General features: G+C 40.4%; 8 protein-coding genes and 2 pseudogenes. 5 read left to right on the top strand and 5 right to left on the bottom strand.

Annotated features, from left to right (window positions below; translation table 11 throughout):
* Positions 1-142: 142 nt before the first annotated feature.
* Complete coding sequence (gene holA / locus PN497_RS10725) at positions 143-1,129, top strand: DNA polymerase III subunit delta (protein WP_096572068.1); 987 nt, start codon at positions 143-145, stop codon at positions 1,127-1,129.
* Here the strand turns inward: holA and PN497_RS10720 are convergent.
* Positions 1,117-1,242, bottom strand: a complete 126-nt coding sequence (locus PN497_RS10720) for a hypothetical protein (RefSeq protein ID WP_265586241.1) — start codon at positions 1,240-1,242, stop codon at positions 1,117-1,119. The genes holA and PN497_RS10720 overlap by 13 nt on opposite strands.
* A gap of 96 nt (positions 1,243-1,338) precedes the next feature.
* On the opposite strand from PN497_RS10720, the gene PN497_RS10715 reads away from it, so the two are divergent.
* Entirely contained in the window at positions 1,339-1,833 is a 495-nt protein-coding gene (locus tag PN497_RS10715) for a DUF4168 domain-containing protein (RefSeq protein ID WP_096572069.1), read from the top strand.
* Between the two features lie 83 nt (positions 1,834-1,916).
* On the opposite strand, the gene PN497_RS10710 is transcribed toward PN497_RS10715, so the two are convergent.
* A complete protein-coding gene (locus PN497_RS10710) occupies positions 1,917-4,619 on the bottom strand; it encodes a DUF3536 domain-containing protein (RefSeq protein ID WP_096572070.1) in 2,703 nt (900 codons plus the stop codon).
* A 480-nt stretch (positions 4,620-5,099) separates the two neighbouring features.
* Here PN497_RS10710 and cax point away from each other — a divergent pair, with 480 nt between their 5' ends.
* Positions 5,100-6,194, top strand: coding sequence for a calcium/proton exchanger (gene cax, locus PN497_RS10705; protein WP_096572071.1), 1,095 nt, complete (start codon positions 5,100-5,102; stop codon positions 6,192-6,194).
* Positions 6,195-6,544: 350 nt separating this feature from the next.
* On the opposite strand, the gene PN497_RS10700 is transcribed toward cax, so the two are convergent.
* From PN497_RS10700 to PN497_RS10690, 3 genes are all read right to left on the bottom strand, one after another.
* The gene (locus tag PN497_RS10700) at positions 6,545-6,850 is read right to left on the bottom strand and encodes a hypothetical protein (RefSeq protein ID WP_409349326.1); all 306 of its coding nucleotides are present in this window, start codon (positions 6,848-6,850) and stop codon (positions 6,545-6,547) included.
* Positions 6,851-6,883: 33 nt separating this feature from the next.
* Positions 6,884-7,552, bottom strand: a complete 669-nt coding sequence (locus PN497_RS10695; protein WP_096572073.1) for a glutathione S-transferase family protein — start codon at positions 7,550-7,552, stop codon at positions 6,884-6,886.
* Positions 7,553-7,809: 257 nt separating this feature from the next.
* Positions 7,810-8,040 (bottom strand): hypothetical protein, encoded by a 231-nt coding sequence (locus PN497_RS10690; RefSeq protein WP_096572074.1) that lies wholly within the window; start codon positions 8,038-8,040, stop codon positions 7,810-7,812.
* Positions 8,041-8,622: 582 nt separating this feature from the next.
* Between PN497_RS10690 and PN497_RS10685 the strand changes: the two are divergent.
* Both PN497_RS10685 and PN497_RS10680 read left to right on the top strand, forming a co-directional pair.
* A pseudogene (locus PN497_RS10685) lies at positions 8,623-8,700 on the top strand (IS607 family transposase); the annotation flags it as partial.
* Positions 8,696-8,918 (top strand): annotated as a pseudogene (locus PN497_RS10680) (RNA-guided endonuclease InsQ/TnpB family protein); the annotation flags it as partial. The pseudogenes PN497_RS10685 and PN497_RS10680, both read left to right, overlap by 5 nt.

Raw genomic sequence — 8,918 nt, 5'->3', positions numbered from 1 at the left:
GGACTGGGGACTGGGGACTGGGGACTGGGGACTGGGGACTGGGTAATCAATTTTATGTTTCTCTGTCAACTATCAACATATCAACATATCAACATATCAACTATCAACATATCAACTATCAACTATCAACTATCACCAATTTATGCCAATCTACGTTTACTGGGGTGAAGATGATTTTGCGATGGAAAAGGCGGTTGCAGCTTTGCGCGATCGCGTTCTTGATCCTCTTTGGACAAGCTTTAACTATACCGCTTTTCCCCCAGATCAACCTGATGCAATAATTCAGGCTTTAAATCAAGTTATGACTCCCGCTTTCGGTGCTGGTGGGCGTTTGGTTTGGTTAGTCAATTCTAATTTATGCCAACAGTGTCCAGAAAATGCGTTATCAGAATTACAACGGACTTTACCCGCAATTCCTGAAAATTCCTTTTTATTGGTAACAAGCCGCAGTAAACCTGATGAACGTCTCAAAGCTACAAAATTTATCAAACAATTTGCCGAAATCCGCGAGTTTTCACTTATTCCCCCCTGGAAAACTGAATTGTTGGTACAAGCTGTCAATGAAGTTGCTCAAGATGTCGGTATCAAATTAACTTCCCAAACTGCGGAAATATTAGCTGAGTCTATAGGCAACGACACCAGGCTTCTCTATACAGAAATGGAGAAATTACGCCTGTTTATGGGAGGTAGTAATAAACCTTTAGATGTGAAAACTGTAACTCAGTTAGTCAGAAATACTACTCAAAACACCTTGCAATTAGCAGCAGCTATTAGAACGGGTGATACAGCTAAAGCTTTGGGTATTGTCGGGGATCTAATAAATGCGGCTGAACCGGGTTTAAGAATTGTTGCCACTTTGATAGGGCAGTTTCGCACATGGCTATGGGTAAAGATTATGATGGAAACAGGAGAGCGCAACCCCCAAGCGATCGCCCAAGCAGCGGAAATCAATAACCCCAAACGTATTTACTTCTTACAGCAAGAAGTCAAATCTCTTTCTGTACAACAACTAATTTCATCTTTACCCCTACTGCTGGAATTAGAAGTTAGCCTCAAACAAGGAGCTTCAGAAACCTCAATCCTACAAACTAAAGTCGTTGAACTATGCCAAGTATATCAGAAACGGTGATTGGTGATTGGTGATTGGTGATTGGTAATTGGTGGTAATTGGTAGTTGGTAATTGGTAATTGGGAAAAATACAAATAACTTCCCCCTGCTTCTTCCCCAGTCCCCAGTCCCAACCTTGATCAAAATTCCGATTTCACCGGAACATCTGATTCCTAAAATAAATCAAATCTACTATCATATCTCTACTATTATTCTGTGTCATCTATCGTATGCAGGAAAATTATTTTGTCTTTTTGCGAACTTCAATTAAACATAAACTTTCTGAGTCCTTGGTATTTGCAACTCTCGCCGCTGCGAGTTTAATTGCTACTTTGGGTTTGACTGTGAAAGCAGATGCTCAAATTCCGCCAGTTGATAATGCAGAAGTTACTAACTATGCCCAGTCTGTATTAGAAATGGAGCCAAAGCGCCAAATTGCGTTTAAAGAAATTAAAAAACTTATTGGTGGAGAAGAAATTCCCAAAATTGTCTGTAATGACCCTAACAGCATGAATTCCCTACCAAACAAGGCCAGGGAGATAGCTGTTAATTATTGTAACGATTCTCAAAACATAGTATCAGCCAATAATTTAAGCATTGCCCGGTTTAATCAAATTACTGTCGAAATTCAAAGCAACGCCGATTTGAAGCGTCAGATATATAATACTTTGCTGCGGTTGCAAAATGAATCTGCTTCTAAATCGGGTGCGCGTAATAGGCGTTAGATATTGGCAAAGGTAGGGATCAGGGAGCAGGGAGAAATTATTTGTATTTTCCCAGTCACCAATCACCAGTCACCAGTCACCAATCACCGATCACCAATCATGCTGACATCAACGGCTAATTTCTGCCCCAATTTTAGCAGATGACGACACTGATTAGCTTCGGTTGGGTTGTTCAAGTTAGTGAGACACAGGGGAACTATTTGACTATGTAAACAACTAAAGTATAGTTCTTGGGATTTTTCCAGAGAAATACCCAAATTTAACTGATATCCCACATCAATCAACTTTTCTAACCTTTGGATATCTGTACTAAAAGAACCATTAGCCTCGTGTAATAATTGCCACAGCAAACGCACAATTAACTGTTCTAATATCTGTTTGCCTTCAGGTATATTTAGCTGACAACGCAAATGTTTAGCTTCAGTGGCGATCGCCTCTAATTCTAAAATGTGATTCCAACTTAATTGGGTTTCGGTGATATCTTGCTCTAGGCTACGCAATGTCATCATACAGCGATAACCTAAAGCTATCTCCGCTGCTACTTGCAATTCTTGAGGAACTGTTAACCCATCCCGATGAAAAGCCATAATCACACCGTAGTTTTCCCTGTATGTCTGGGTATACAATTGGTCTAATCTATTCAGTGTTTCCTGACTTAACAACCGCATAATACGATGACGTTCTTCTGCAAACAGATTTTGCAAACTAAAGGCTTCATCACCAAAAATCTTTGTCATTGCCAAAATAGCATGAGCCGCGCTGGCCTGTTGCAAAGATGTAAATAGAGTTTCTTTGAGGTGACTATAATCACGTCTACCTGTAAACTGTTGAATGCAGCAGTGAAAATCCCAACCACCTAAATGCAACACTGCAAATACTAAATTTTCACTTTCCCAAGTAATTTCTGACACTAATTTCAAGTGTCCCACCGCCATAGTTAACGCGCCCATGCGTTGCAGTTGGTAATCTAACTCATTAGCTGTGTAGCAATAAACACGCTTTTGATAAGTTTCCAGATTTTCCGATCTGTCTTGTGTGGAGATCGCATTATTGTGATTGTTGAATAAGGAAGTAATCGCATAATGGGCAGCAACTTGTTTAAATCCAATTTGGGCAGTTAGCACCAATTGACGATAAACTTCTGCACCATGTTTAAAGTGTTCCACATTGCTGTGAGCTAAACCCAAACGTTTGAGGAAACCTTTTTCCAACTGCACACCTGCCACATCTCCTGCTAATTCTAAAGCACGAGCAGCATAGCGGAGAATTTGCGTTCCTTCTGGTCTGGATAACTCTTCAAAAAACCAACCACAACTGGTAAACATAAATAAGGCGTGGCGCTGCATTTCCAACAAACGCAAAGCATCTATCTGTTCTGTAGCAGTAAGTTTGTGGGTTTGATGACGGGAGAGAAAACCGGTGACATTAGCAGGAGAGCGATCGCGTAAAATTTCAATATATTCATCCCTTGCTAACCAGGGATCACGAAATAACTTTCTCCCATATTCCTCATACACTTCAATTAACTGATCCCGCAACCAGTTCAACGCACTGCGTAACGGCTTGCGCCATTTTTGATGCCAAACACCACCTTCTCCACCACAACCACAATCATCTTGCCATCTATCCACACCATGAGCGCAACTCCAAGCGGTGACAGGTTTTAACTCCACTTCCCAACTCGGAGGATTTAAACTTAAATAGTGAGCAAAATTTGTTACCGTCCAACCGTGACGGGGAAACTCACCAATAAAAGCATAGGCTAAAGTTTTCTCAGTTCCCTTTTTGTGATGTCCAAAGGTTTCCCCATCGGTAGCTACAGATATTAACTGTGCGGGACGATGATCCCCGCGTACTGCTGCACCTACTCTACCTGCAAAGTGGTGAGAACTATAAACCACATCACTAAAACCCATATCCCGTGATATCGGACCATCGTAGAAAAAGATATCAATATAAGGTAAACCTTCTGTGTTTTCTAGAGAAGTGGTTTTAGTCACACTCAAAGGTGAAGATGTGGTTTGCAGAGTTGGCTTTAAATAACAACGATAAGGACGAGTAGGATCAATCTGACTACCTCCAACTTCATGCCATTTAGGGTGGGGATCATGTTCTGTGGCGAAAGGACGACAACGTTGAGCTTGGGATGGTGCAAGGACAATAAAACGAATGCCTTCGGAAATGAGAGCTTTGATAGTTGCATAATCAACCGCCGTTTCTGCTAACCAGATACCTTCGGGATCACGACCAAAACGAGATTTAAAGTCTGCTTTGCCCCAGCGAATTTGTGTATATTTATCTCGTTCATTAGCTAAAGGCATGATAATGTGATTATAGACTTGGGCGATCGCATTGCCATGACCATTTAACCTTTGACTACTCTTAGCATCAGCTTCTAAAATTCGTTGATAAACTTCTACATCGTAGCGTTCCAACCACGACATCAGAGTAGGACCAATATTAAAGCTCATGTACTCATAATTATTGACGATCCCCAATAATTCATTTTTGTCATTTAGCACTCTAGCAAAGGCATTGGGGCGATAACATTCCCAATGAATACGCTCATTCCAATCATGAAAAGGGGTAGCACTAGGTTGACGTTCAATGGCATCTAAATAAGGGTTTTCTCTAGGTGGTTGATAAAAATGTCCATGCACCGTCACGTATACACCACGGGGTTTTTTCAGGGGATCATTTTCAGTCAGGTGTTGAGAATCTGGTTCTGATTGATTTAATGTTAATGTTAAGCCAGAGTTTACTGGCAATTCAGCAGCAGATGTCATCATATTTTTATCCCAATTAAAATTACAGGTCAAATTGCAATTGTGGCGAAAGTGTGTGTTATGTGTACCTTTTTACATTTGTTTTATGGTCTAATCCGCTTTAAACAACAGCTTGAAAATCAAACCGAATCAGAATTTTGGCAAAAATTGTCTCAATATGTCAGGAAATCTGCATTCTCGCGCAACTGTTCCCTCGTAGATGAAAAATGATCAAAGATGGCATAAAATTTCATATTGGGGATTATATCACTGGCAACGCTCATCAGCCAAGACAATTAACGGTATTGTAATCTATTAAAACCCATTTTTGTGATAAAACCCAAGTTGAAAGTCATACTTTTGCAACAAAATATTGCAATATTGAATTAAATCGTCATCTTATTTTATATATCTGCGGAAATCATTGAAACAGTAGAATTTCCGAAAGCTTGACAGTATCCTATATCTTGGTTATACCTATCCAAAATTCGAGATCATATAATGTCAACTAAAAACATCATTTTTCTTGGCCTATTAGTTTTTATCCCCATTTCCCTAGCAGCGCACTTTTTAGAGTGGGGAGAATTGGTAGTATTCATCACCGCAGGATTAGCAATTTTGCCCCTAGCCGCTTGGATGGGTGCAGCTACCGAAGAAATTGCTGTAGTTGTCGGTCCGGTGCTGGGAGGGTTATTAAACGCTACCTTTGGTAATGCTACAGAATTGATCATAGCCTTGGTTGCCCTCAATGCTGGACTGATAGAAGTCGTTAAAGCCAGTATCACAGGTTCAATTATCGGTAACTTACTGCTAGTTATGGGTCTTTCTATGTTATTAGGCGGACTACGTTACAAGGAACAAACTTTTGAATCGGTGGTAGCTAGGGTAAATGCTTCGTCGATGAATTTGGCGGTTATAGCAATTTTGCTACCCACAGCTATGAACTACACTTCCATTGGCATTAGTGAAAAAGTAGTACAAAATCTGTCTCTAGCTGTGGCTGTAGTCTTAATTTTAGTTTATGGCTTGACACTGCTATTTTCTATGAAAACTCACGCCTATTTATATGATGTAGGTGTAGCAGAGATAGAAGAAGCTGAAGAAACTCCCCATGAAAAACCCAATCTTTGGTTGTGGAGTGGTGTACTCTTAGTTTGCACTCTGCTGGTGGCTTTAGAATCAGAATTATTGGTAGACTCTTTGGAAGTAGCTACTTCTAAACTAGGTTTAACAGCTTTGTTTACAGGGGTAATTTTAGTTCCCATTGTTGGTAATGCTGCTGAACACGCTACGGCTGTAACTGTGGCCATGAAAGATAAGATGGATCTTTCTTTATCTGTTGCGGTGGGTTCAAGTATGCAAATAGCGTTATTTGTTGCTCCTGTTTTGGTTATTGCAGGTTGGTTTATGGGTCAACCAATGGATTTAGATTTTAATCCTTTTGAACTGGTAGCTGTAGCGGTATCGGTTTTAATTGCCAATAGCATTAGTTCTGATGGTAAGTCTAATTGGTTGGAAGGAACTTTACTTTTAGCTGCTTATACAGTTTTAGGTTTTGCTTTTTATTTCCACCCGGTTACTAACAGTATCGGTTAGTGATTCAGTTGTCAATTGTTAGATCCCACATTCCGCACCCCCTAGTGTCACAATCGGTAATTTCGGATTTTTGAATACCTTTGAGGATAATTTTGATACAAAATAGTCTAAATCTTAGGTGGCGATAGCGAAGCGCTGCTGCAAGCAGTTCGCCAATCTCAAATCCCCAAACGGTCAATCTTCCTTGTGTGACAGTTTAGGGTGCGGAAGGTGGGTTTCAAGGGGAAAAAACCCAAAAAAAATCCGCCCTTTAAGGGAGAGGTCATTGTCAATTTTTAATTGTTAATTGTCCATTATTGAAGAGCCTCAAACCTTTGATTTATGAGGCTTTTTGGTTTATTCAGCAACCCCTAAATATCTAAAAAAGGGAAAAGCTGTAATAATGTCTTGCGTAACTGTAACAGAAATATTTTTTCTCGGATTTGAGCATTAAGTTTTGGTGGGGGGCTGGTTTGTAGTTGCGCTTGTATTTGGGCATATTCAGCAGCAGTTAAGAGTTTACCATCAATAGGCGATCGCCCAATGGTAATAATCTCTGTCCGCAATATCTCCTCTGGTATATCCTCCACAGGTGGTAATGCCATGACCTTTGTTCCCCAATGGCTACTAACCACCACTAACATAGCGGTACTTATACCCAAAAACCAAAATTTCATACATCTCATTTTTGACTTTTGACTTTTGACTTTTTACAGTCCTGGTGGTAATGCTTCACCACACAATTGATGAATTTTGACAATGCGTTCAAACAACCAAGGATATCCTTGACGATATTGAGGAATAAGTGCTAGAGGACTCAATAAAGCGGCTGCGGCAATATCAGCTACACTCAAATGATCGCCTACTAAATATTCGCTGCTTCGCCAGCGTTTAGATAATTCTTCTAGGGCAATTGTCAGCCTTTTAGTAGCTAATTCTACACTAGCATTGTTAATACCATATTGTTTCCTAACCACACCAATCACTATTTGACTGGATAAAGAGGGATCAATGTTTTTACCTTCACCAGCCCGAAAATGATAATATACAAACCTTGTAGCAGTACCAATGCTTTCATCTAACCAGTCTTCCAGCATCAAAGCTTCTGTTTGTTGTTCCGGGTTACTGAAAAATAATGAAGGTTCTGGTTGATACGATTCTAAAAATTTTAAAACTTGCGTAGAGTCGCCAATAGCTTGGGGTTGTCCCTCTATTTGCGGCAACAAAACAGGCAGAGTAGTTAAACCTGTTAATGGCTTCACCTTGAGGATGTGCAAGCCAGGAGTGAGATTTTCTACCTGATAATTAATACCCTTGTAACCTAAAACCAGTCGAGCTTTACGACAATAGTGAGATGTACTGAATTGCAGTAGCAACATAAAGCTACTTTCTAAGTAAAGACAATTGTTGCAATCATGGACAATGAACAATTGACAATTACCGAAACAATTATCAATTGATAACCATAAGCGGATTGATTCGATTTTATCATAGTCGAGTCGCTCCGCTTTGGTTTTAATTGTCCTGCCAAAAAGGTTATCTCATACTGTTTACCATTCTGGATGCCTGATCAAATTATTTATGTGATTGCGATGCAGAGAGAATCGCTATCCTCAATAAATTATCGTATCCAGTCTTAGTTTGGAGTAGCAGCGGGGGTAGCTTCTGGTGTTGTTGTAGCAGCGGGGGTAGCTTCTGGTGTTGTTGTAGCAGAAGCGGGGGTAGCACCAGTGTCAGCAGGCTCGCCAGCTGCTGGTGTAGCAGCGGGAGTAGTGGTAGTACCAGCGGGATTGCCACCACCTTCACAAGCTCCCAGAGTGGTAGCCAGACTTAACATGAGAGCCAAACCAAAGATTTTTGTTTTCATAACTCCTCTTTCACCAATTAAGGCAATACTAAAAATTGCTCTGTTGACTACAATAGCTTATTTGTCGATTTTTTTGAAATGCTTTGAGAGTAGAAATTTCCACCCAACTTTTGGGTAATCTCTAACGGTAAACCAATATGAGTATTAGGTATTGCTTCTGACTGCTCTGCATTGCCATAATTTTAAATGTATTAAGTTTAAGTACAAAATCTATCATTTACAAAAATCATGACTGCTGTCCGCAAATTAGCTGTTGCTACAAAAAGTGCCTGGTTCAAGCGAAATTTGACCCCACCCTGGGGTCCTCACAAGGGTAGGTATTTTACATTTTCGTGAGGGCAAGACTTGGGGGACAAGGAAGGACAGTGGACAAGGGAGGAAAACCGTACAAATAATGTACAATTGGTAACAAAAACTGAGGCTAAACAGACCTTGTTTTGTAGAAAATCTTCCTTGTCTACAATACCTCCTTGTCTTCCAGGTCCTGCCTCAACAGATAATATTAAAAACCTACCCCTGCGGGGAGGAAATTAGCTAGTTAATCATTTGCTAACTTTCGCTAACTAATGCTATACTTTCCTCATGGCATACATACCACTCAGAAAAGCGGTCGAATTTCTGGGATTGCATCCAAACACTTTAAGGAGATATGCAGATGAGGGGAAAATCAAAAGCATTAAAAACCCAGCAGGGCAAAGATTGTACGATGTCGAATCATACATCAGGGGCGATTCAACTAGAACTCCCACTATTTGCTACTGTCGGGTTAGCTCCTCAAAGCAGCGAGATGACCTCGATAGACAAATCGCTTATATGCAATCCCTCTACCCAGACGCAGAAATCATCAAAGATATCGGGTCAGGACTCAACTTCAAAAG

It is taken from the genome of Sphaerospermopsis kisseleviana CS-549 (genome assembly GCF_028329225.1).
GTDB lineage: Bacteria > Cyanobacteriota > Cyanobacteriia > Cyanobacteriales > Nostocaceae > Sphaerospermopsis > Sphaerospermopsis kisseleviana.
The sequence above is the reverse complement of the archived record's forward strand: the minus strand, read 5'-3'. Positions and strand labels throughout refer to the sequence as shown.